The sequence below is a fragment of the Streptomyces capparidis genome, from assembly GCF_054782095.1.
This window is the reverse complement of sequence record NZ_BAAGTD010000084.1, coordinates 1-22,778: the sequence shown is the minus strand read 5'-3', so window position 1 is coordinate 22,778 and position 22,778 is coordinate 1. Positions and strand designations below refer to the sequence as shown.

Here is a 22,778-nt window from a genome sequence, read left to right as displayed (position 1 = left end):
CACCGGCCTCGGCGGCCATCCACCAGCGAGCCGCGTCACCAACCTGTCCGAACAACACACCTAGGGCCTGTCGTCGGCCGGGCGCGCGTCAGTCGTCCAGCGCGTGCCCGGCCGTCGCGTCCACGTGGTCGGGCACCGGGCCCCGGTGGTCGCCCACGTTCAGCGTGCCGGAGCGCTCGAACATCAGGATGGCGGCGCCGCCCGGCGAGAACGGCCGGTGCTCCACTCCGCGCGGCACGGTGAACACCGAGCCCCTGGGCAGGGTGACGACGCGCTCCCCGCCCCCCTCCCCGTCGCGCAGCGCGATGCGCAGCTCGCCGTCGAGCACCAGGAAGAACTCGTCGGTGTCCTGGTGGGCGTGCCAGACGAACTCGCCGCCCACCTTGGCGACGCGCACGTCGTAGTCGTTGACCCGCGTCACCACACGCGGGCTCCACAACTGGTCGAAGGAGGCGAGGACGGCGGTCAGATCACGTGGTTCGCTGCTCATGCGGACATCCTGGCGGTGGCGGCCGGCCGGCACGAGTGCTAGGAATCGCACATGCCGCACCGATCCTCGCAGCACCCCTCCGGGCGCCCCCACCGCGTCGCCGTGATCGTCGACGACGGCTCCAACCCGTTCGAACTCGGCGTCGCCACCGAGCTGTTCGGGCTGCGCCGCCCCGAGCTGGAGCGCCCGTGGTACGACTTCACGCTGTGCGCCGCCGCGCCCGGGCGGGTGCGCATGCACGAGGGGTTCTTCACCCTGACCGGGGTGGCCGGTCTCGACGCCGCCGACGCCGCGGACACCGTCGTCGTGCCCAACCGGCCCGACCCCGAGGAGCGGCCCCGCCCCGCCGTGCTGGACGCGGTGCGCCGGGCCGCCGGGCGGGGCGCCCGCCTGGTCGCCTTCTGCACCGGCGCGTTCACCCTCGCCGAGGCCGGGGTGCTGGACGGGCGGCGGGCCACCACGCACTGGCGCTGGGCGGAGGTGTTCCGCGCCCGGTACCCGCGGGTGCGCCTGGAACCGGACGTGCTGTTCGTGGACGACGGGGACGTGCTCACCTCCGCGGGCAGCGCCGCCGCGCTCGACCTCGGCCTGTACCTGGTCGCCCGGGACCACGGCGCCGAGACCGCCAACGCCGTCAGCCGCCGCCTGGTGTTCGCCGCCCACCGCGACGGCGGGCAGCGGCAGTTCGTGGAGCGGCCCGTGCCCGCGGTGCCCGACGCGTCGCTCGCGCCGGTGCTGGAGTGGGCCAGGCGGCGCCTGGACCGCCCGCTGACCGTCGCCGACCTGGCCGCCCGCGCCGCCGTCAGCCCCGCCACCCTGCACCGCAGGTTCCGGGCCGAACTCGGCACCACGCCGCTGGCCTGGCTCACCGGCGAGCGGGTGGCGCTGGCCTGCCGGCTGATCGAGCGCGGCGAGCGGCGCCTGGAGGCGGCGGCCCGCGCCAGCGGCCTGGGCACCGCCGCCAACCTGCGCGCCCAACTGCGCCGCAGGACCGGGCTCACCCCGACCGCCTACCGCCGCCAGTTCGGCGCGGAGCCGCCCGCGGCGTGAGCCCCGCACCGCCCGCTCACCGCCCGCGCAGCGGCACGAACCGCACCGGCGTCCCCGGGACGGCCTGCGCCGCCGCGGCCAGCGCCGCCTCGGGCACCACCCCGGCCACGGGATACCCGCCCGTGGTCGGGTGGTCGGCGAGGAACAGCACCGGGCGGCCGTCCGGCGGGACCTGCACCGCGCCCAGCACCAGCCCCTCGCTCGGCAGCTCCCCGGTCACGGCCCGCTCCAGCGCGGGCCCCGCCAGGCGCAGCGCGATCCGGTTGCTCGCCGGGGACACCAGGAACCGGCCCGTCGCCAGCGTCCGCAGCGCCGCCGGGGTGAACCAGTCGTCCCGCGGGCCCGGGCGCAGCGGCAGCACCAGCTCGCCGGGCACCCCCGGCCACGGCTGCTCGTCCACCGCGGACGAGGGCCCGCACGGCTCGCCCAGCGGCAGCGCGTCCCCGTCCCGCAGCGGCGCCGGGCCCAGGCCCGACAGCAGGTCGGCGCACCGGCTGCCCAGCACCGGCGGCACGGCGATCCCCCCGGTGAACGCCACGTAGCAGCGCACCCCGGACACCGCGGCGCCCACCTCCAGCACCGCCCCCGCGGGCACGCGCACCGGCGCGCCCCACGCCGCGGGCCGCCCATCCACCCGCACCGGCGCGGCCGCGCCCGTCACCGCCGCGGTCACCGCGCGCCGGGCCCGCACCGCGATCCCGGTCACCGTCGTCTCGACCGTGGCCGCGCCCTCCGGGTTGCCCACCAGGCGGTTGGCGGCCCGGTGCGCCGGGGCGTCCAGGGCCCCGCCGCGCGGCACCCCCAGGTGCGCGTACCCGGCGCGGCCCAGGTCCTGCACGGTGCTCAGCGCCCCGGCCCGCACCACGGTGATCCCCTCGCGCACGCTCACCCCGCCGCCACGAACCGCACCCGGGTGCCGGGGGCCAGCAGCGCCGCGGGCTCCCGCGCCGGGTCCCACAGGGTGAGCGGCGTCGTGCCGATGAGCTGCCAGCCACCGGGGGAGGAGCGCGGGTACACCCCCGTGTACGGGCCGGCCAGCGCCACGGAGCCGGCGGGCACCGCGGTGCGCGGGGTGGCCCGGCGCGGCACGTGGTACCGCTCCGGCAGGCCCGTCAGATACCCGAACCCGGGCGCGAACCCGCAGAACGCCACCCGGTGCTCGAACGATCCGTGCAGCCGCCCCACCTCGGACGGCGCCACCCCCCAGTGGCGGGCGACCTCCGCCAGGTCGGCCCCGTCGTACCGCACGGGTATCTCCAGCAGCGGGCCGCTCGCCGGCGGGTGCGCCGGCAGGCGCCAACCGGGCAGCTCGGCCGCGAGGGCGCGCGGGTCCGCCAGGCCGTCGAGCAGCACCGTGCGGGCCGCGGGCACGATCTCGCGCACGGCGGGCAGGCTGCCCTCCGCGCGGCGGCGCAGCAGCTCCGCGTGCAGGGCCTGCGCCTGCTCGCCGTCGTCCACCTCGACCAGCAGCGCGTGCTCCCCCACACCGCGCACCCTCACGCGAACGCCTCCACCCGCACCCCCGCCTCCTCCACCGCCCGCCGCACCCGGCGGGCCAGTTCGGCGGCGCCCGGGGTGTCGCCGTGCACGCACAGGGAACGCGCGGCCACGGCGACCCGCTCCCCGCCGACGGCGGTGACCCTCCCGTCCCTGGCCAGGCGGACGGACCGGTCCACCACCGCCCCGGGGTCGGTCACCAGCGCCCCCGGCTCCCGGCGCGGCACCAGCGTGCCCCGGGCGGTGTACCCCCGGTCGGCGAACGCCTCGCCCACCACGGGCAGGCCCGCCTCCCGCGCCGCCCGCAGCAGCGCGGAACCCGGCAGGCCGAGCACCGGCAGGCGGCCGCCGGCGCGCAGCACCCCCGCCACCACGGCGGCGGCCTGCGCCGCGTCGTCCACCGCCCGGTTGTACAGGGCGCCGTGCGGCTTGACGTACGCCACCCGGCCCCCGGCCGCCCGCGCGAACACCTCCAGCGCGCCGATCTGGTACGTCACCTCGTCGGCCAGCTCGCCCGGCGGCACGTCCATCGCCCGGCGGCCGAACCCGGCCAGGTCCCGGTAGGAGACCTGCGCCCCGATCCGCACCCCGCGCTCCACGGCGCGCTCGCACACCCGGCGCATGGTGGACGGGTCGCCCGCGTGGAAGCCGCAGGCCACGTTGGCGCTGGTGACCACCGCCAGCAGCGCGTCGTCGTCCGTGAGGGTCCACCGGCCGAAGCCCTCGCCCAGGTCGGCGTTGAGATCGATCACCCGGTCAGACATGCCGCTCCCGCCCCCGTCCCACCGTGCCTCTCCCTTGATCGTAGATCCGTGATCGCCCGGCCGTCGCTCGCCCGCCCACCCGTCGCCCCACCCGCCGCCCCAGCGGCGGGCGTGCGACGGGTGGGCGGGGCGACGGGCGGGCGGGCGAGGCTCACTCGGGCAACTCCCGCCCCTTCGTCTCCGGCAGCCCGCACAGCGCCAGCACCGCGAGGCCGTAGCCCGCCGCGCCGAACACCAGCGCTCCGCCCACGCCCCAGCTCCCGGCGAGGAAGCCCACCAGGGTCGGGAAGAACGCGCCGACGGCCCGGCCGCTGTTGTACGTGAAGCCCTGGCCCGTGCCGCGCAGCGCCGTCGGGTACAGCTCGCTGAGGAACGACCCGAATCCGCTGAAGATCGCCGAGGTGCAGAAGCCGAGGGGGAAGCCCAGCAGCAGCACGGCCGTGTCCGCGCCCTGCGGGATGCGGGTGTAGGCGACCACGCACACGGCCGACAGCACCGCGAAGAGCATGATGGTGGCCTTCCGCCCCAGCCGGTCGGTCAGAAAGCCGCCGGTGACGTATCCCGTGAAGGCTCCCGAGATCAGGAAGGCCAGGTACCCGCTGGTGCCGACCACGCTCAGCCCGCGGTCGTCCTTGAGGTACGCCGGGATCCAGGTGGCCAGGGTGTAGTAGCCGCCCTGCACGCCGGTGGCCAGCAGACCGGCGAACAGGGTGGTGCGGCCGAGGCGGCCGCGGAGGATCGCGGTGAACGAGCCGGTGGAACGATTCTCCCTGCGGCGCTCCTCCGTGCCCGGCGCGTCGCTGACGTTGCGGCGCAGGAAGAGTATGAGCAGCGCCGGGAGCGCGCCGGTCCAGAACAGCACGCGCCAGGCCAGGCCCTCGTCCACCAGGTGGAACACCAGGGTGTACACCAGCACCGCGAGGCCCCAGCCGACCGCCCAGGAGCTCTGGACGAAGGCGACGGTCCGTCCCCGGTGGCGGGACGAGGAGTACTCGGCCACCAGGATCGCCCCGGCGGCCCACTCACCGCCGAAGCCGAGGCCCTGGAGGGCGCGGAAGACCAGCAGCGTCTCGTAGTTGGGCGCGAACCCGCACAGCACGGTGAAGACGGCGTAGGTCACCACCGTGATCACCAGCGTGCGCACCCGGCCGATGCGGTCGGCGAGGATCCCGGCGACCGCGCCGCCGACGGCCGAGACCACCAGGGTGACGGTGGTGAGCAGGCCGGACTGGCCCGTGCTGAGGCCGAAGGAGGCGCTGATCGCCACCAGGCTCAGCGGCAGGACCTGGAAGTCGTAGCTGTCCAGGGCGTATCCGCCGAACGCCCCGGCGAAAGCGCGGCGGCCGCGCGGGCCCAGGTCGCGCAGCCAGGCGAAGTGGCCGCCGGGAGCGGGGTGACCGGGGGCGGCGTCGACGGCCGGATCGGTGGCGGCCCCGACGGCGGCCCCGACGGGGGGAGGTGGCGCGGAGGGCCGCGGCGTCGCGGGCCCGTGCGGCCGGGAGGAGGGAGAGCGGGGTATCGGCGCCGAACGCATGTGCACCTCGCGGAGGGTGAGCGGAAGGTGAGGGGCGGGTGCCGAGCTGTGGTGCAGAGCCTCAAGGTAGGGGATTGTTGAACAATCCCACAAGGGGAATGTTGTCGCTTTCTTGCGCCGTGCGCTTGACTTCACAGTGACGGCCCGCGCCGGGGCGGGCCACGGAGCGAGCAGGGGCGCCCGGACGGCGCACCGGCCGGAAGGTGGAGTCGTGGCGACCGGCACCGAACTGAACGATCTGGTGGGCGACCGGGCACTCCTCGGGCGCACCAGCACGGCGGAACGGGTGGCGGACATCCTGCGCGCCCGGATCGCGGAGGGCTTCTTCGCGCCCGGCGCGCGCCTGTCCGAGGAGGGCATCGGGGCCGCGCTCGGCGTCTCCCGCAACACGCTGCGCGAGGCGTTCCGCCTGCTCACCCACGAGCGGCTGCTCACCCACCAGCTCAACCGCGGCGTGTTCGTGCGGGTGCTGACGGCGGAGGACGTCGCCGACCTGTACCGGCTGCGGAAGTACATCGAGTGCGGCGTCGTGCGCGGCCTGACCGGCACGCCCGACCTGAAGGCCGTGCACGCCGCGGTGGCGGCGGGCGAGTACGCGGCGGCGCACGCCGACTGGCGCGACCTGGGCACCGCGAACATCCACTTCCACCAGGCCGTCGCCGCGCTCGCGGACAGCCCCCGCACCGACGACCTGATGCGGGGGATCCTGGCCGAACTGCGGCTCGTCTTCCATGTGATGGGCGACCCGCGCCGCTTCCACGAGCCCTACCTGCCGCGCAACCAGCGGATCGCCGACAGCCTGGCGGCCGGCGACTTCGCCACCGCGGAGCGGCAGTTGCGCGAGTACCTGGACGACGCGGAGGCCCAGTTGGTGGAGGCGTACGCCCGCCAGGCCGGGGAGGGCCGGGACCCGCGGCAGGACGGGGGGCGCGGGTGACGGGGACGCCGGGACCGCTCCTGCGCCTCGCCGGCCTCGAGGTCTTCGTGGACGCCTCCACGATCGACCTCACCGGCGAGGCGCTGGAGTGGTTCGAGGCGGACTTCTCCCGCACCGGGCTGCTCGACGCCGCGCCGCAGGGCGGGGCGGTCGCCGTGGTGTGCGGGCAGGAGATCGGCCATGTGCGCCTGACGCTGGAGCTGTGGGACGCCGCGCCGCCCGTGCGCCTGGAGGGCTGGCAGGACGCCGCCGAGGTGTCCGCCCACTGGACGGAGGACGTGATGCTGCTGGGCGGCGGGCCCGCCGACGACGAGGTGACCGTGCCGCTGCCCGGGCCCGGCGCCTACCGCGTACGCGCCCACGGCACCCATCGCGACGACGGCGACCCCCGCACCCTGGACGACCCGGTCGAGGAGTACCTGATCCAGGTCTGGCCCGCCCCGCCGGGGGAGCCGGCGCTGCTCAAGGCCACCAGCGCCACCGGTGCCCTGTGGCGCCGCGCGGGGTGAGGTCAGGGCTCCGCGCGCTCCACCGGGAGCCACAGCTCCGCCTCGGCGTGCCCGCCGTCCGCCGACAGCACGGTGCGCAGGATCTCCGGGCCCGGCCGGCTGCGGTACGGGTTGGACGGGAACCACTGCGTGAACACGTCCCGCCACAGGTGCTGGATCGCGGTCGGGACCTCCCCCGAGGTCTCGAAGACCGCCCACGGCCCCGCCGGGACCTCGAGCACCCGCGCCTCCTCGGGGAACGGGCCCGCGGCGCCGGTCACCACGCCCTGGTAGTAGTCCAGTTCGCTGCCCTCCTCCCGGCCCTCGGCGAGGCCGTCGCTCACCGAGACGACGCCCCGCGGCTCCTGGTCGGACAGCTCCGCCAGGCGCGCGAGCTCCTCCGCCGGGATACTCCGCACGAACTCCACGATCGCCGGGTTCATCCCCTCGTGGACCAGGGGCACCCGCGCCCTCCTGCCCACCACCTTGAACCCGCTCTTCTCCACGACCCGGTACCGCATGCTGCCGCTCCCTTCGACCACGAGCCGGAAGGACATCCGGGGCTGGGACCGCAGGGCCGCGCCCGTGCGCCTGGCCTCGCCGGGGCCGACGCCGTGCATCGCCCGGAACGCCCGCGCGAACGCCTCGCCCGAGCCGTAGCCGTACCGCACGGCCACCTCCAGCAGCGTCCGCCTGCCGTCGAGCACCTCCGCGCCGGCCACGGTGAGCCTGCGGCGGCGGACGTACTCCGACAGCGGCATGCCCGCCAGCGCGGAGAACAGCCGCCGGAAGTGGTACTCCGAGGTCAGCGCGATCCGCGCCAGCTCGGCGGCGGCGATCCGCCCGGCCAGGTGCCGCTCGATGTGGTCCATGGCCTCGTTGAGCCGCTCCAGCACTCCGGCTCTCCTTCCTGTCAACGATCACCACGCTAGGAGCGCCCGGCACCCGCGGCCCGACAATCCGTGCCCGGCGCGGTGGGGTGCCCATTGACGCCCCCGGGGCGGCGTGCCACCGTCGAACAGCCGTTCCTTCGGCCCCAGGGGGGTACGTCATGCTGCCCAGCACGTTCCGCTCGGCCCGCCGCCTCCTCGCCGCCTCCGTGGCGCTGGGCATCGCGGGCGGCACCCTGCTCGGCACCGCCGCCGGCGCGTCCGCGGCCCAGGCCCCGCCCGCGCACCACCGGCCGTCCGCCGCCGTCCTGCTCGCCGACCCGACCCCCGAGGAGCAGGCGCTGCTCCGCGAGCTGGCCGGGGCGATCTGGACGCCGGAGCTGGCCGCCGGGTGGAACATGAACAGCGACGTCGCGGACGTGCTGTCCCGGGCCACGGGCGCCGTCCTCGACTGCTCGAAGGCGTTCGCGCTGGTGCCCAGGCCGCCGAGGTTCGTCCCCGGCCCGAGCTACCTGGTCCAGTACGCCAAGCAGCTCAAGGACTACTTCCTCGTCCTCACCCAGGACCGCTCCTACGAGGTGTGCGTCCGGGCGACCGCGCTCAACCACCGGTCGGCGATCGAGATGGCGTCCATCGGGATCTAGCGGGGCCTGTCGTCACAGGCCCCGGGCGCCCGCCCTCGCGCCCGGGCCCCGCGCCGGTATCCGGGAGCTCCGGCCCGCCGCCTCCCGCAGGGCGGTCAGCAGGGCGCTCAGGGGCAACTGGGGCGGGGCGGTGCCGCGGACGGCGGCGTGGATGGACCTGACCGGCTCGGGGTTGCGCAGCTCCCGCACCACCACGCCCGGGTGCGGGCGGGCCAGGCCCAGGCGCGGGATCAGGCTCACCCCGAGACCGGCCGCGACGAAGCCCTGCGCGGTGGTGTAGTCCTCGCTCTCCACCACGACGCCCGGGGTGAACCCCGCCGCGGCGCAGGCGTCCCGCACCACGTCCAGGCACGGCCCCGGCCACTCGCTGCCCACCCACGGCTCCTCCGCCAGGTCGGCCAGGTCCAGCACGTCCCGGCCCGCCAGCGGGTGGCCCGCGGGCAGCACCGCCCGGTACGGGTCGTCCAGCAGGTGCACCAGGCGCACCCCGTCGGCCTCGCCGCCGCAGGGCCGGGGCCGCACCACGACGGCCAGGTCGGCGCGGCCGTGCCGCACCTCGGGCAGCGGGTCCTCGGGGTCGATCAGCCCCAGCTCCACCCGCACCCCGGGGTGCTCCTCGCGCAGCCTGGCCAGCGCGGGCGCCACCAGCGACGCCCCGGCCGTGGCGAAATACCGCACCGCCAGCCGCCCGGTGCGCCCCTCCCGCAGGTCGGCCAGCGCCGTCTCCGCCTCCGCCAACTGCCTGCCGATCACGGCCGCGTGCTCGCTGAGCAGCCGCCCGGCCGCGGTCGGCCGCACCCCCCGGCCCGCCCGCTCCAGCAGCGCGGTCCCCGCCTCCTTCTCCAGCGCCGCGACCTGCTGGCTGACCGCGGACGGCGTGTAGCCGAGGTCGGCGGCGGCCGCGGTCACGGAGCCGCTGGTGACCACGGCGCGGAGGATCTGCATGCGTCGCACATCGAGCATGCAGGCCAGCTTAACGGTGCATCCAGAATCTTTCGCTTGTCCTGTCGAGTCGACTGGGGGACCGTTCAGTGCACAGGCCATTTCCGGACACCGGGACCCGGACACCCGGACCCGGACGCGGACGCACCCGCTCCCGTGGAAGGCCGCGAACGGACGGAGACGACGAAGTGATCAGCGGCGGACGGGGAACCCTCCTGCGCATGGGCGTGCTCGCCCTGCTGTGGGGCTCGGGGTTCCTGTGGATCAAACTGGCCCTCGAGGGCGGGCTGACCCCCGTTCAGATCACCGTCGTGCGCTGCGCCCTCGGCGCCGCCGTGCTGTACGTGCTGGCCCGCGCCGCCCGGCAGCGCCTGCCCCGCGACCGCGGGACCTGGGCCCGGCTCGTCGTCGCCGCCTTCTTCTGCAACGCCCTGCCGTTCCTGCTGTTCGCCATCGGCGAGCGGACCGTGGACTCCGGCGTGGCGGGCGTGCTCAACGCCACCACCCCGCTGTGGTCGCTGCTGATCGGCCTCGCCATCGGCACCGAGCGCGGGCTGCGCCCGGTGCGGCTCGCCGGGCTGCTGCTCGGCTTCGCGGGCACACTGCTGATCTTCGCCCCGTGGCACCAGCACGGGCTGACCACCCCCGGCGCCCTCGCCCTGCTCGCCGCGGCGGTCAGCTACGCCGTCGCCTTCGCCTACATGGCGCGGGTGCTCACCGGCCGCGGCACCGAGCCGCTCGCCCTGTCCGCGGCGCAGCTCACGACGGCGACCGGGCTCGGCCTGCTCGCCGTGCCCGCCACGGGCACCGGGCAGGTGGACCCGACCGCGACGGGCGTGCTCGCCGTCGTCGTCCTCGGGATCCTCGGCACCGGCGTCACCTTCCACCTCAACTACCGCCTCATCGCGGAGGAGGGCGCCACGGCGGCGGCCACGGTCGGGTACCTGCTGCCGGTGGTGTCGGTGGGGCTCGGCGCGCTGGTGCTGGACGAGGAGGTCGGGCCGCGGGTCGTCGCCGGGATGGCCGTGGTGCTGCTCGGCGTTGGCCTCACCCGGCTGCGGCGGCCCGCGCCCGGGGACGGGGCGGCGGACCCGGGAGGGACGGCGCACCGGGACCGGACGGCGGACCCGGTGGAGGCCGCGCCCGCGTCGGTCTCCCCGGCGGCGGGCTCCCCGAGCGGCTGACGCCGGGGCGGCCCCCGCCCGGGGCCGGTGCCGTGACCGGATCCGCCCCGCGGCTCCCCGCGCGGTCGGGGGCTGTCGGTGGGACCGCATAATGTGTGGGTCGTGAGCGCAACCGCCCCCAGGCCGGCCCCCGGCCCCGCCGCAGACGAGGGTCTGGCCCGTCGTCTCAAGGCCCTGGCCTGCACCGCGCCGCTGCACGACCTCGACGCGCGCAAGGCCAACCTCGCCGGGGAGTACACCGTCTACTCCATGGCCGAGATCGCGCTCGCCGCCATCGACGTCGTCACCCTCACGATGGACTTCGACACCGGCGCCGAGCACGACGAGGTCGTCGCCCGGCTGCTGCCCCGCGTCGCCGCCCAGGCGCCGGACCGGCCCGCCGCCGAGCACGAGCGGGTCGCCCGCTGGGTGCTGGAGAACCTCATCAACGTCGGCAGCGTCGACCGCGGCTTCCGCACCGTCTACGGCGCGTTCGACGCCGACGGGTCGTACGTGCGCCGCTCCTACGACTTCAAGCTGGTCGAGGAGGTGCCCGGCCCCGACGGCGGGGTGTACCTGCGCACCACCGACGAGGCCGTCAACGTGCTGGTGGGCGCCCTCGACACCGACGTGACCAGCGCCCAGATCGCCGCCGAGGTCAAGCTGGAGGTGCTCATCGGCCGCGGGCGCCTGGCCGACGCGCAGCTCGCCGCGGAGCAGGCCCGCTACCGCACCGTCCAGTACGCCGAGTCGCTGCGCCGCGCCCTCGAGGCCACCCGGCGGGACGTGCGGGCGGTGGACTGGATGCGCAGGGTGCCCGACCTGATCGCCGAGGCCCTCGACCACGTCGCCGAGCGCTACCGCCACGAGAACGCGATCCTCACCAACATCCGCCGCGTCAGGGACGAGGCGGACGCCGACGACGCCAGGACCGCCGAGCACAAGCGCCGCGCCGCCGAGCTGGTCGACATCGTCAAGGACTGCATCAGGCGGCACACCCAGTTGCAGTCCCGGCTGCTCGAGGCCGGGCCGCTGTTCCGCGCCGAGCAGGACCGGCAGGCGTTCTCCGCCCCGCCGGCCCGCGCCGGGACGGACCTGTACGGGCAACTGCTCGCGCCCCTGCTGCCGCTGCCCGTCGAGCGGGCCGCCCGCGTCACCGACGCGTTCTTCCGCCGCGGCACCGGCTTCCGCTCCCCGGTCGCCGTCCGCGTCGGCGACCTGGTGGAGATGCTGCTCACCCCGCCGCAGGAGCGCGAGCACCTCGGCGCCGAGCTGCCCGAACCCGACCTCGTCGCCACCCCGGACGACAGCCGGTTCTCCGAGCGCCAGATGGAGACCGCGCTGCACCTGCTCGACCTGCCGCCCGACGCGCCCAGAAGGCTGTCCGGGCTGCTGGCCGAGGCCCGCCGCACCGACCCGGAGCTCGCCCACCTCGTGGCCCTGATCGCCGTCCACGCCGCCAGCCCTCCGGTGGGCGTGGCCTACCGGCAGGGCGAGGAGCGGCTGCTGTTCGCCGTGGACGACGGCACGCCGCTGGAGGACCCGGAGTTCGGCGGCGCCGACCTGATCGTGGGCACCGCGCTGCTGGACGCGGCCGGCATGGCGGCGGGGCGCGCGTCATGAGCACGGGCACGGCGCGGGCCGCGGCGGGCCCGGCGAGAACGGCGGGCCCGGCGAGAACGGCGACGACCGCGACGGCACCGGGGAACAGAGAGGAGGAGCGGGCGTGAGCGGCACCGCGGACGCGGGCGAGGGATACGCCGAGGAGGAGTACGGCCGGCCCCCGCAAGGGCCCCAGCCGCCGGGCCGTCACGGCACCGGGGAGCGGGGCCAGGACGGGCCGCGCCCCGTCACCCCCGCCGACGTCACCGACGCCTCCCGCCTCGTCGCGTTCGGCCTCCAGCCCAAGCTGCTGCCCGCCCGCGACCAGGAGTACGCCGCGCTGGTGCGCCGCCACCGGGAGGACCCGGCGTTCGCCCGGCTCGCCGACGCGGTGGCCGCCGGGCTCGGCCTGGTCGTCCTGGAGGTCTCCCCGCGCGCCGGGATGGCGGTCGCCGCCGCCGAGGAGTCGGTGTTCTCCGTCCGGCTCGGCGACTACTCGCGCCGCGCCGCCGCCGACTCCACCGACCGCTTCCTGCACGGCCTCGCCCACCTGGCCGCGGCCGCGCTCGCCTTCCCCCGCCCCGAGGACCTCGCCGACGACGGCTACATCGGCCGCATCACCGTGCACGGCGTCGACGCGTTCGTGCGCCAGGCGTGCCACCGCCTGGAGGAGCGGGCCGAGGAGGCCGGGGAGAACACCGACCCGGTCTCCGACGCCCCCGGGCTGGAGGCCGCCTGGCGGGTGTACGTGCGGCGCAGCGCCACCGGCGCCACCAAGGACGCCCGGCGCCTCGCCGGCTCCACCACGGGCATCGTCGGCAAGGCGGTCGCGTTCCTGGTGGACTCCGGCTTCCTCCAGCGCACCGGCGACGAGGCGGGCGGCACCTACCGCACCACCGCCCGCTACCAGCTCCAGGTCCGGGAGCTGGCGGGCAGCGCCGCCATGGCCGAGCTGCTCGACCTGGGCGTCGTCCCCGTCAGCGACGGCACCCCCGTGCTGCTGCCCGCCGACGAGGGCGAGGACCTGGTGGACGGCGCGGGGCTGCCGTTCCACTCCGGCGTCTGAGCGCCCGCGCCGGCCGGGCCCCACCCCCCTTTCCGTCCCCGACCCGAGAAGCGACACATGTACGAGCTGTCCCGCGTCCGCCTGTACTCCATCGGACCGGCGGGCGCGCGCTACGCGGACACCGTCCTCGACCTGCGCGGCGTCGGCGACGTGGTGCCCGACCCGGCGCCGCGCCAGACCGACATCTTCGAGGAGGAGCCCACCGGCCCCCCGCGCCGCCCCGCGCCCGCGGGCGTGCTGTTCCTGGAGAACGGCGGCGGCAAGTCCGTGCTGCTCAAGCTGATCTTCTCGGTGATGCTGCCCGGGCACCGCAACACCCTGGGTGGCGCCAGCTCCGGGGTGCTGCGCAAGTTCCTGCTCGCCGACGACTGCGGGCACGTCGCCCTGGAGTGGCAGCACACCCTCACCGGCGAACTGGTCGTCGTCGGCAAGGTCAGCGAGTGGCGGGGCCGCCAGGTCTCCTCCGACCCGCGCAAGTTCGCCGAGAGCTGGTACTCCTTCCGCCCCGGGCCCGGCCTCACCCTGGACTCCCTGCCCGTCGCCGAGCCGGGCAAGGGCGGCCGCCGCGGCCGCCGCCGCACCATGAAGGGCTTCAAGGACGCCCTCACCGAGGCCGGCCGCGCCTACCCGCACCTGGAGGTGGTGTGGGAGGAGATCCACGAGCGCTGGAACGAGCACCTGGACGCCCTGGGCCTGGACCCGGAGCTCTTCCGCTACCAGCGGGAGATGAACGCCGACGAGGGCGAGGCCGCGGGCCTGTTCGCGGTCCGGCACGACATCGACTTCGTCGACCTGCTGCTGCGCGCCGTCACCGACACCCGCGACACCGACGGCCTCGCCGACCTCGTCCACGGCTTCGCCGGCAAGCTGGGGCGGCGCGCCGAGCTCACCGCCGAGCGCGACTTCACCGCCGGTTCGCTGGAGCTGCTGGAGCGGATCGTCGAGGCCACCTCCGCCCGCGAGCGGGCCCGCGGCATCCACGCCCGGTCCGAGCGGCGCACCCGGGCGCTGGCCCGCCAGCTCGCCGCGCGCGCCCACGCGGAGCGGGACCGCGCCGCCGACCTCGCCGAGCAGGTCGCGCAGGCCGCCGACGGCGTCGCCGCCGCCGAGGCCACGCGCGGGCGCGGCGCCCTGGTCGCCGCCGAACTCGCCCACCGCCACGCCTCCCTGGCCCTGGCCGTCGCCGAGAAGGGCGCCGCCGCGCTGCGCCGCGAACTCGCCGACGCCCGCACCGCCCACGCCGCCTGGCAGGCCGCCGAGGCCGTGCTGCGGCACCGCGCCGCCGCCGACCGCTCGGCCAGGGTCGCCGCCGCCATCCAGGAGGCGGAACGGGACGCCGCGCCCGCGCTCGCCGCCCGCGCCGAGGCCGCCGCCCAGTTGGTGCGCGCCCTGCACGCCGCCGCCGAGTCCGCCGAGCGGGCCGCCGACGAGCAGGAGGAGCGCGCCGGCGCCCTCCAGGCCGACTACGAGGCCGCCCACCGCGACGCCACCGCCGCCGCCACCGCCGCCCAGCGCGCCCGCAGCGAGGCCGAGCACCTGCGCCAGCGCCTCGCCGAGGCCGAGCAGGAGACCGCCGACGCGGTGCGGGCCGGCTGGCTGGACGACTCCGCGCCCGACGCCGACCCGGCCAGGGCCGCCCTGGAGGCCGCCGAGCACAGCCGCCGCGCCGAACAGGAGTGGGAGGAGGCCCGCGCCGAGGCCGACCGGGCGGCGGTGCGCGCCCGCGAGGCCGTCGCCGAGTCCGGCCGCGCCGACCTGGCCGCCGCCCGCGCCGCCGACGCCCTGGCCGCCGCCGAGTCCGCGCACGCCGCCGAGCTGCGCTCCGCCGGCGCCCTGGCGGAGGAGCCGCGCGTCGCCGAGCTGCTCGGCGCCGCGGAACCGCCGTCCGCCGAGGACCTGGACGCCGCTGCCGAGCACCTGCGGGAGCTGCTCGAGGGCGCCGTCGCGAGCGCCGAGCGCCAGTTGTTCGACCTGCGGACGGCCGCCGCCGACGACGCCAGGATCCTCGGCGCCCTCGGCGACGGCGGGCTGCTGCCGCCCGGCCCCGACGTGCTGGCCACCGTCGAGTACCTCGGCGAGCTCGGCATCCCCGCCCTGCCCGGCTGGCGCTACCTCGCGCAGTCCGTCGACCCCGCCGACCACGCGGCCGTGCTCGCCGCCCGCCCCGAGCTCGTCGACGGCGTCGTCGTCACCGACCCCGGCACCCACGCCCGCGCCCGCGAGGCCCTGGCCTCCGCCGCGCTGCTGCCGCGCTCCGCCGTCGCCGTCGGCACCGCGGCCGCCCTGCTCGCCCCGCCCCCGTCCGGCGGCGCGGCGCAGGACGTGTTCCTGGTGCCGCCGAACCCGGCCATGCACGACGAGCACGCCGCCGATGACGAGCGGCGCGCCCTGCGGGAGCGGGCGGGCGCCCGCGACGAGGAGATCCGGCGCCTGGCCGCCCGGCTGTCCGCCGACCGCGCGCTCGCCGGCCGCCTCGCCTCCTGGCGCGCCGCCTGCCCACCCGGCCGCCTCGCCGAGACCGCCGGCGCCGTCGAGCGCGCCCGCGCCGCCGCGGCCCCGCCCGAGGACGGCCCCGCCGCCGCGGGCGCGGAGGCGGCCGAGGCCGAACCGGCCGCCGCCAGGGCCGCGCGCCGCCACGAGGAGCGGCAGGCCCGGGCCCGGCCCGCCCGCCGCGGCGCCGACGCCCTCCCGGGGCTCGCCGGCCGACTGCGGGACCGCCCCGGCTGGACCCGGCGCGCCCGCGAACTCGCCGAGGAGAGCGCCGAGGCCGAGGAGCGCGCCGGCGCCTGCCTGGACCGGGCCCGCGCCGCCGACGAGGACCGCAGGGCCGCGCAGCGGGCCGCCGACGACGCCCGCCGCACCGCCCGCGCCCTGCGCGCCGAGCGCGCCGAGATCGCGGGCGCCCCCGAGGCCGCCTCCGCCGGTGACGAGCCGCCGCCCGCCGCCCCGCTCGCCGCCCTGCGTGAGGCGTACCGCGCCGCGTCCCGGCTGTACGAGAAGGTGGGCGTGGGCGCCGACCTGCGCGCCGAGCAGGCCCGCGCCGAGAGCGAGGAGAGCGCGGCCCGCGCCGAGCTGGACCGGCTCACCAACAAGGTCCGCACCCGCGCCGCCGCCCTGCTGGAGGGCCCCGACGGCGCCGACGGCCCGTCCCGGCAGGCTGCCGCCGCCCGCGTCGAGGCGCTGGTGCAGACCCTGGAGAGCCGCGCCTCGGCCGCGAGCGAGCAGTTGGGGCGGCTGCGCGGCGAGGCCGAGCGGCACGCCCCCGCCGACGGCGAGGCCCACACCGAGCTGCCCGAGGACCTGGTGCCGCGCGACGCCGAGCACGCCCAGGCGCTGCTGCGCACCGCCACCGGCCGCCTCGCCGCCGACACCGACGCCCTCGCCGCGGCCCGCGAGGAGCACGCCGCCCTGGTCCGCTCCCACCACGCCGCCCAGGACGGCGCCTCCGGCTTCGACGAGGTCGCCGCCATGCTCCGCGACCTGCTGCGGGACGGCCCGCAGTCGGACGCGGCCGACGGCGCCGACGACCCTCCCGCGCCCTACCCCGGCGACCTGGCCGCGGCCCGCGTCACCGCCGCCGAGGCCCGCCGCTCGCTGCGCGGCTGCGCCGCCGACCTGTCCGCCGCGGAGGCCGCCGTCCGCGAGTCCTGCGACGTGCTGGTGCGGCACGCCAACGCGGTGCGCTACGAGCAGGTGCGCACCCCCGCCCGGCAGCAGATCCGCGAACTGCCCGCCGCCGCGCTGCCCGAGCACGCCGCCGCCTGGGCCGCCGCGTTCGCGCCCCGGCTGCGGGTGCTCAGCGACGAGCTCGAGCAGTTGCTGCGCAACCGCGACAGCATCGTGGACCGGCTGCGCGGGCTGGTCGAGGCGTCCCTGGACACGCTGCGCTCCGCCCAGCGCCTGTCCCGGCTGCCCGAGGGGCTCGGGGAGTGGTCCGGCCAGGAGTTCCTGCGGATCCGCTTCGAGGAGCCCGACCAGGCCACCCTCACCGAGCGGCTCGGCGAGGTCGTCGACGAGGCCACCCGCGCGGCCGTGCGCAAGAACAGCGACCTGCGCCGCGACGGCATGTCCCTGCTGCTGCGCGGGGTGCACGCCGCCCTCCAGCCCAAGGGCGTCGCCGTGGAGATCCTCAAGCCCGACGCGGTGCTGCGCGCCGAGCGGGTGCCGGTGGGGCAGATGGGCGACGTGTTCTCCGGCGGGCAACTGCTCACCGCCGCCATCGCGCTGTACTGCACCATGGCCGCGCTGCGCAGCAACGACCGGGGCCGCGACCGGCACCGCCACGCGGGCACCCTGTTCCTGGACAACCCCATCGGCCGGGCCAACGCGGCGTACCTGCTGGAGCTCCAACGCTCCTTCGCGGACGCGCTGGGCGTGCAACTGCTGTACACCACGGGCCTGTTCGACACCACGGCGCTTGCCGAGTTCCCGCTGGTGATCCGCCTGCGCAACGACGCCGACCTGCGGGCGGGCCTGAAGTACATCTCGGTGGAGGAGCACCTGCGGCCCGGCCTGCCCGCCCAGCGCGAGGACGAGGCCGTCCACGGCGAGGTCACCGCCACCCGCGTCTTCCGCCGCACCCCGGAACCGGCCGCGAACTGAACCGGCCGCGAACTGAACCGGCCGCCGACCGAAGCGGCCGCCGACCGAACCGGGCCGCGGCGCGGGCGGGGGAGCCCCGCCCGGCCGCCCCGGAAAAGCACCGAGCGGAGGCGCCCCGCGCCTCCGCTCGGTCGTGTGCGGGCCCGGCGGCCCGCGATCCCTCTAGACGCCGGACAGATGCGGCTGCCGGGGGGACGCCCCCGCCTGCTGCCCCGCCGGTGTCCTGCGCTCCTGCTCCCGCCGGACGCGCGGCGGCCTGGCCGCGCTGCTCGGCACGGAGACCACCCCGTGCCGCTGCACGTGCACCTGCCGGGTCACCCACACGTCCAGCACCGCCCAGGTGGCCAGGATGGTGCTGAGCACCGCCGCCAGCGTCGCCGGGGCGGCGAGCCAGGTGCCGGCGAGCGCGCCCAGCACCGCCACGTTCACCTCGATGACCGTGACGGCCACGATCAGCCCGGCCCGCACGGCCGACCGGCGCACCGGGTCGGGCAGCCGGCGTCTGCGCGCCGGCTCCTCCTCCCACAGCGAACCGCGCCTGGCCCGCGGGCGGGCGAAGGCGTCCTCCAACACGTCGCGCCCCCGGGGCTCCTCATTGTCCTGTGGTGCCATCTGACCCCCACCATCCGCAGCTCTCACGGATCCCTTCGTCCGCCTTGTCCCCATCTCGTGTGCCCCGCACGCATGGCCTCATTCCGGACCCGCGAGCGATGCGCGGGATGGGGTGGACCCTTGCCCTTCCGTCCGAACTGTCCTACGAACGATGCCCCGCCCCGGTTCCCGGCCCCCCTGCCGCGGACGTCGCGAAGGAGCACTGAGGACGGGCACCCCGAGCGTCCGCGCCCTCCGCCCCGCCACCCCCTGGCCGATTCCGCCCTGTCCCGCGCCCCGCACCCGTGCTACCCGCCCCCTCCCCGCACCCCCGGCGCACCCCGTACGGACCCCGAATCGCCCCCCGAGTCCGCCCGCGACGCCCTTCCTCGCAGCTCACCCCTCCCTCCCCGCCCCCCATCAGGGGCCCGGGCGGGCGGCGGAGCGGGAATTCCGAGGGTCATCGACCTCGAGCCACACCTGAAAGTCGGTCAATTCCCGCTCGAACAGGGTCGGGATGTCCGGAAACCAGGGGACAAGTGGCCATGTGACCAGCCCGCTGACGTGCTCGAACGGGCCGTTCACAGCTTCGAACCGGTCACGCGCCAGTAGTAAGCTCGCGCCGTTCAGTGACCACCGCCCTGGCCCGAAGGTGTACGCAGAAGATGCGCTCTCGCGGGAGATCAATCCGCCGGAAGATCGTGGCACTGCTCGTGGTGCCGTTGGTGTCCCTCGTCAGCCTCTGGGCGTTCACCTCGGTAGACGCGGTCAGAGACGTCATGGGCCTGATGGACACCGACGAGGTCCACGACGCCTTCGGCAGCCCCTTGGAACGTTCCCTGGTGGCCATTCAGAACGAGCGCCGCCAGGCCATGCTCTACCTCGCCGACCCCGAGCGCCCCGGCGCCGCGGACACCCTGCGCCGCACCCAGGACGTCACCGACACCAGCGTCCGCCGCCTGCGGGAGTCCGCCGACGACGCGGGCAAGCGCTCCATGCTCACCAACGGCCAGCGCGCGAGCCTGGACCAGGTCACCGCCGACCTGGACAAGCTGGACGAGCTGCGCGGCGAGATCAACACCCGGTCCGCCACCCGCGTCGAGGCGTTCACCGGCTACACCCGCCTGATCGACCCCGGCTACGGCCTGTTCAACGACCTCGGCGCGGTGGACAACAACGACCTGAGCAAGCACTTCGACGCCATGGTCGAGCTGGCCCGCGCCCGCGAGGCCGTCACCCGCGAGGACGCCCTGGTCACCGCGGCCCTGGCCGCGGGCGAGATGTCGCAGACCGAGTTCCGGGCGCTGTCCGCCGCCGTCGCGGAGCAGCGCCTGCTGCACCGCATGGCCACCCCCGAGCTGCCCTCCTCCGACCGTGAGGAGCACGCCGCCTACACCAAGGGCAACGGCAAGAAACTCCAGGCCCTGGAGGAGGACCTGCTGGACGCGGGCGCGGCCGGCCTCACCGGCGCGGTGACCGCCGAGAAGTGGCGCCAGGTCATCGAGCCCGCCACCAAGGAGCTCGACGCCCTGACCGCCCTGCGCGCCAGGACCTACAGCGACCGCTCCGGCCCCTACGAGCTCCAGGTCAACCTCTACGCCGCCGTCGTCGGCCTGCTGGGCCTGACCGCCGTCATCGCCTCCGTCGCCATCTCCGTGCGCGTCGGCCGCGGCCTGGTCCGCGACCTGACCAGCCTGCGCAAGGCCGCCCTCGAACTGTCCGGCACCCGCCTGCCGCGCGTGATGCGCCGCCTGGCCGCGGGCGAGGAGCTGGACGTGAGCAAGGAGGCGCCGGACCTGGAGGTCCCGCCGGGCGAGGACGAGATCAGCCAGGTCGGCCAGGCGTTCAACGACGTCCAGCGCGCCGCGGTCGAGGCCGCCGTCAAGCAGGCCGAGCTGCGCCGCGGCATCTCCGAGGTCTTCGTCAACCTCGCCCGCCGCAGCCAGGTGCTGCTGCACCGCCAGCTCACCCTGCTGGACGCGATGGAGCGGCGCACCGAGGACGCCGAGGAGCTCGCCGACCTCTTCCGCCTCGACCACATGACCACCCGCATGCGGCGGCACGCCGAGGGCCTGGTCATCCTCTCCGGCGCCGCCCCGGCCCGCGCCTGGCGCAACCCCGTCCAGCTCGTCAACGTCATCCGCGCGGCCGTCGCCGAGGTCGAGGACTACGAGCGGGTCGAGGTGCGCCGCGTGGCGCGCGTCTCCGTCAGCGGACCGGCCGTCGGCGACGTCACCCACCTGCTGGCCGAGCTCATCGAGAACGCCACCGTCTTCTCCCCGCCGCACACCCAGGTGCAGGTGCACGGCGAGCGCGTCGCCAACGGCTTCGTGCTGGAGATCGACGACCGCGGCCTCGGCATGAGCACGGAGACGCTGCTCGAGGCCAACCAGCGCCTGGCGGAGACCCCCGAGTTCGAGCTGTCCGACACCGACCGGCTCGGCCTGTTCGTGGTCAGCCGCCTGGCCAGGCGGCACTCGGTGCGGGTCTCCCTGCGGCCCTCGCCCTACGGCGGCACCACCGCGGTGGTGCTGCTGCCCAACTCCATCCTCACCGACGAGTCCTCCTCCTCCACCGGCGAGCAGCGGGTGCCCCGCACGGGGGAGGTCCGGGACCCACACGCCACGGAGGCGCCCGTGCGAAGGACAGAGGCGGCGTTCCGCGAGTGGGGCCTGAACGCCTCCGACGAGCGACTCCCCGGCGACCGGGAGCCCGACCGGCACGACCAGGCCACCGACCCGGTGCGCGCCGACGCGGACGCCGAGGGCGACGTGCCGAGCCTGCCGCGCCGCCGCCGCCCCCGCTCCCCGGTCCTGGTCGCCGACCACGGCCGCCCCGTGGACCGGCAGCCGCGCCCGGCGCCCGGCGCCCCCGAGCCGCCCGAGCAGCCCGCCGAGCGCCCCGGCCGCCCCGGCGGACCCGAGCGCAACGACTTCGGCCTGCCCAAGCGGGTCCGCCAGGCCAGCCTCGCGCCGCAACTGCGCGCCGGGCGCGCCGACGCCCCGCAGGAGGAGTCGGGCACCCCGGTGCGGGAACGCTCAGCAGAGGAAGTACGGTCGCGGATGGCGTCGTTCCAGCGCGGCTTCCAGCGCGGACGCGAGGTGGCCGACCCCGGGGACCCCGACAACGGCGATACCGCGAACCGCACCGACGGCTCCGGTGACCCGGTTCGACAAGCACCAGGCACCAGTACAGAAAGGGACGGTCGATGACCGCACCGACGAATCCGGCGGGCGAGCTGAACTGGCTCCTCGACGACCTCGTCTCTCGCGTGGCGAACATCCGCAAGGCGCTCGTGCTCTCCAGCGACGGGCTGCCCACCGGGGCCTCCGAGGGGCTGTCGCGGGAGGACTCCGAGCACCTGGCGGCCGTCGCCTCGGGGTTCCACAGCCTCGCGAAGGGCGTCGGGCGCCACTTCCAGGCGGGAGCCGTCCGCCAGACCATGGTCGAGCTCGACGAGGCGTTCCTCTTCGTCACCGCGGCCGGCGACGGCAGTTGCCTGGCCGTGCTCGCGGACGCGGACGGCGACGTCGGCCAGATCGCGTACGAGATGACACTGCTCGTCAAACGGGTCGGCGCGCACCTGGCCACCGCTCCGCGCGACGGCATACCGACGGGCGGGTGAGCCCCGGCGATGCCTGCACACGGGGACACCGCGGCCGGCGACGACCGCTGGTTCGACGACGAGGCCGGGCCGGTCGTCCGGCCGTACGCCATGACCCGCGGCCGCACTCGCAGCGCGGCCGAGGACAAGCTGGACCTGATCGCCCTCGTCGTCATCCAGCCCCGGGCGGTGGAGGGCGACCTCGACGCGGAGGCGGCCGACCTCGGACTCACCCCCGAGCACCAGCACATCCTGGAGCTGTGCCAGGTGGAGCCGATGTCCGTGGCGGAGATCGCGGCGGACGTCGACCTGCCGGTGGGCGTGGTCCGGGTCCTGCTCGGCGACCTGATGGACGCCGAGCTGGTCCGCGTGCGGCGGCCCGTGCCGCCGGCGCAACTGGTCGACGAGCGGATCCTGCGCGAGGTGATCAACGGCCTGCGCGCGCTGTGAGCCGACGGCGGCACGCGCCCCGAGGGTGACGGCGCGCGCCCGCTGACGGCCGTCCCCGTCCTGCTCGGGGGCGCCCCGGCGCACACAATGGCGCCCCCGCGCCCCTGGCGCCTCCTCCGGGCGGCCTCCGGCGTCGAACCGGGTGCGGAGGTCCGCCTACCGGTCTACCGTGCCGAGCAGAGGACGTGGAGCGAGGGGGGCTTCACCGCATGCTGACGTTCGGCGCGCCGCATCGGGCGCGGGTGGCACTGGTGGCACGGGTTGCGGGTACGGAAGGGCCGCGGGCCGACCTGTCGGAGGACGCCTTACCCGACGGGGACCCGCCGCTTTCGCACGCCCAGGAACACGCCGCCCGCGCCCCGGAGCGGACCGCGGGGCCGACACCCGCCCCGGCCCCGGCGCGCCCACCGCCGCGCGGCGCTGCCGTGCGCGGCGGTAACGACATCGAGCGGTGGCGGAAGCCC

The 22,778-nt window shown here is 76.6% G+C and carries 19 protein-coding genes and 1 pseudogene; 12 read left to right on the top strand and 8 right to left on the bottom strand.

Annotation, left to right across the window (positions count from 1 at the left end; translation table 11 throughout):
* Nucleotides 1–88: 88 nt before the first annotated feature.
* A complete protein-coding gene (locus tag ACYVO2_RS35720; RefSeq protein ID WP_461012277.1) occupies nt 89–490 on the bottom strand; it encodes a cupin domain-containing protein in 402 nt (133 codons plus the stop codon).
* A 51-nt stretch (nt 491–541) separates the two neighbouring features.
* On the opposite strand from ACYVO2_RS35720, the gene ACYVO2_RS35715 reads away from it, so the two are divergent.
* Nucleotides 542–1,540 carry a helix-turn-helix domain-containing protein gene (locus tag ACYVO2_RS35715; protein WP_461012276.1) on the top strand — a complete coding sequence of 333 codons (999 nt, stop codon included), beginning with the start codon at nt 542–544 and terminating at the stop codon, nt 1,538–1,540.
* Nucleotides 1,541–1,556: 16 nt separating this feature from the next.
* On the opposite strand, the gene ACYVO2_RS35710 is transcribed toward ACYVO2_RS35715, so the two are convergent.
* The 4 genes from ACYVO2_RS35710 to ACYVO2_RS35695 all read right to left on the bottom strand — a co-directional run bounded on the left by ACYVO2_RS35710 (nt 1,557) and on the right by ACYVO2_RS35695 (nt 5,341).
* A complete protein-coding gene (locus tag ACYVO2_RS35710) occupies nt 1,557–2,423 on the bottom strand; it encodes a 5-oxoprolinase subunit C family protein (protein ID WP_461012279.1) in 867 nt (288 codons plus the stop codon).
* Between the two features lie 2 nt (nt 2,424–2,425).
* Nucleotides 2,426–3,040 carry a 5-oxoprolinase subunit PxpB gene (gene pxpB, locus ACYVO2_RS35705; RefSeq protein ID WP_461012275.1) on the bottom strand — a complete coding sequence of 205 codons (615 nt, stop codon included), beginning with the start codon at nt 3,038–3,040 and terminating at the stop codon, nt 2,426–2,428.
* Nucleotides 3,037–3,801 (bottom strand): LamB/YcsF family protein, encoded by a 765-nt coding sequence (locus ACYVO2_RS35700; protein WP_461012274.1) that lies wholly within the window; start codon nt 3,799–3,801, stop codon nt 3,037–3,039. Before ACYVO2_RS35700 ends, pxpB begins: the two co-directional genes overlap by 4 nt.
* Before the next feature lie 151 nt (nt 3,802–3,952).
* A complete protein-coding gene (locus tag ACYVO2_RS35695; RefSeq protein WP_461012273.1) occupies nt 3,953–5,341 on the bottom strand; it encodes an MFS transporter in 1,389 nt (462 codons plus the stop codon).
* A 205-nt stretch (nt 5,342–5,546) separates the two neighbouring features.
* On the opposite strand from ACYVO2_RS35695, the gene ACYVO2_RS35690 reads away from it, so the two are divergent.
* Complete coding sequence (locus ACYVO2_RS35690; protein WP_461012272.1) at nt 5,547–6,272, top strand: GntR family transcriptional regulator; 726 nt, start codon at nt 5,547–5,549, stop codon at nt 6,270–6,272.
* Nucleotides 6,269–6,781, top strand: coding sequence for a hypothetical protein (locus ACYVO2_RS35685; protein WP_461012271.1), 513 nt, complete (start codon nt 6,269–6,271; stop codon nt 6,779–6,781). Before ACYVO2_RS35690 ends, ACYVO2_RS35685 begins: the two co-directional genes overlap by 4 nt.
* Before the next feature lie 2 nt (nt 6,782–6,783).
* Here ACYVO2_RS35685 and ACYVO2_RS35680 read toward each other — a convergent pair whose 3' ends face one another.
* The gene (locus ACYVO2_RS35680; RefSeq protein WP_461012278.1) at nt 6,784–7,656 is read right to left on the bottom strand and encodes an AraC family transcriptional regulator; all 873 of its coding nucleotides are present in this window, start codon (nt 7,654–7,656) and stop codon (nt 6,784–6,786) included.
* Nucleotides 7,657–7,811: 155 nt separating this feature from the next.
* Here ACYVO2_RS35680 and ACYVO2_RS35675 point away from each other — a divergent pair, with 155 nt between their 5' ends.
* Nucleotides 7,812–8,294 carry a hypothetical protein gene (locus tag ACYVO2_RS35675; RefSeq protein WP_461012270.1) on the top strand — a complete coding sequence of 161 codons (483 nt, stop codon included), beginning with the start codon at nt 7,812–7,814 and terminating at the stop codon, nt 8,292–8,294.
* Between the two features lie 12 nt (nt 8,295–8,306).
* Here ACYVO2_RS35675 and ACYVO2_RS35670 read toward each other — a convergent pair whose 3' ends face one another.
* On the bottom strand, nt 8,307–9,257 hold the full coding sequence (locus tag ACYVO2_RS35670) for a LysR family transcriptional regulator (RefSeq protein ID WP_461012269.1): 951 nt from the start codon (nt 9,255–9,257) through the stop codon (nt 8,307–8,309).
* A 200-nt stretch (nt 9,258–9,457) separates the two neighbouring features.
* On the opposite strand from ACYVO2_RS35670, the gene ACYVO2_RS35665 reads away from it, so the two are divergent.
* From ACYVO2_RS35665 to ACYVO2_RS35650, 4 genes are all read left to right on the top strand, one after another.
* Nucleotides 9,458–10,420, top strand: a complete 963-nt coding sequence (locus tag ACYVO2_RS35665; protein WP_461012268.1) for a DMT family transporter — start codon at nt 9,458–9,460, stop codon at nt 10,418–10,420.
* 102 nt (nt 10,421–10,522) lie between these two features.
* Nucleotides 10,523–12,022 carry a hypothetical protein gene (locus ACYVO2_RS35660; RefSeq protein ID WP_461012267.1) on the top strand — a complete coding sequence of 500 codons (1,500 nt, stop codon included), beginning with the start codon at nt 10,523–10,525 and terminating at the stop codon, nt 12,020–12,022.
* Between the two features lie 103 nt (nt 12,023–12,125).
* Nucleotides 12,126–13,067, top strand: a complete 942-nt coding sequence (locus tag ACYVO2_RS35655) for a hypothetical protein (RefSeq protein ID WP_461012266.1) — start codon at nt 12,126–12,128, stop codon at nt 13,065–13,067.
* Nucleotides 13,068–13,124: 57 nt separating this feature from the next.
* Nucleotides 13,125–17,669 carry a hypothetical protein gene (locus ACYVO2_RS35650; RefSeq protein WP_461012265.1) on the top strand — a complete coding sequence of 1,515 codons (4,545 nt, stop codon included), beginning with the start codon at nt 13,125–13,127 and terminating at the stop codon, nt 17,667–17,669.
* A gap of 162 nt (nt 17,670–17,831) precedes the next feature.
* On the opposite strand, the gene ACYVO2_RS35645 is transcribed toward ACYVO2_RS35650, so the two are convergent.
* On the bottom strand, nt 17,832–18,281 hold the full coding sequence (locus tag ACYVO2_RS35645; protein ID WP_461012264.1) for a hypothetical protein: 450 nt from the start codon (nt 18,279–18,281) through the stop codon (nt 17,832–17,834).
* 680 nt (nt 18,282–18,961) lie between these two features.
* On the opposite strand from ACYVO2_RS35645, the gene ACYVO2_RS35640 reads away from it, so the two are divergent.
* From ACYVO2_RS35640 to ACYVO2_RS35625, 4 genes and pseudogenes are all read left to right on the top strand, one after another.
* Nucleotides 18,962–21,472 (top strand): sensor histidine kinase, encoded by a 2,511-nt coding sequence (locus ACYVO2_RS35640; protein WP_461012263.1) that lies wholly within the window; start codon nt 18,962–18,964, stop codon nt 21,470–21,472.
* A complete protein-coding gene (locus ACYVO2_RS35635) occupies nt 21,469–21,885 on the top strand; it encodes a roadblock/LC7 domain-containing protein (protein WP_461012262.1) in 417 nt (138 codons plus the stop codon). The genes ACYVO2_RS35640 and ACYVO2_RS35635 overlap by 4 nt, the downstream gene beginning before the upstream one ends.
* Nucleotides 21,886–21,894: 9 nt before the next feature.
* On the top strand, nt 21,895–22,314 hold the full coding sequence (locus tag ACYVO2_RS35630) for a DUF742 domain-containing protein (protein ID WP_461012261.1): 420 nt from the start codon (nt 21,895–21,897) through the stop codon (nt 22,312–22,314).
* 209 nt (nt 22,315–22,523) lie between these two features.
* A pseudogene (locus tag ACYVO2_RS35625) lies at nt 22,524–22,778 on the top strand (hypothetical protein); the annotation flags it as partial.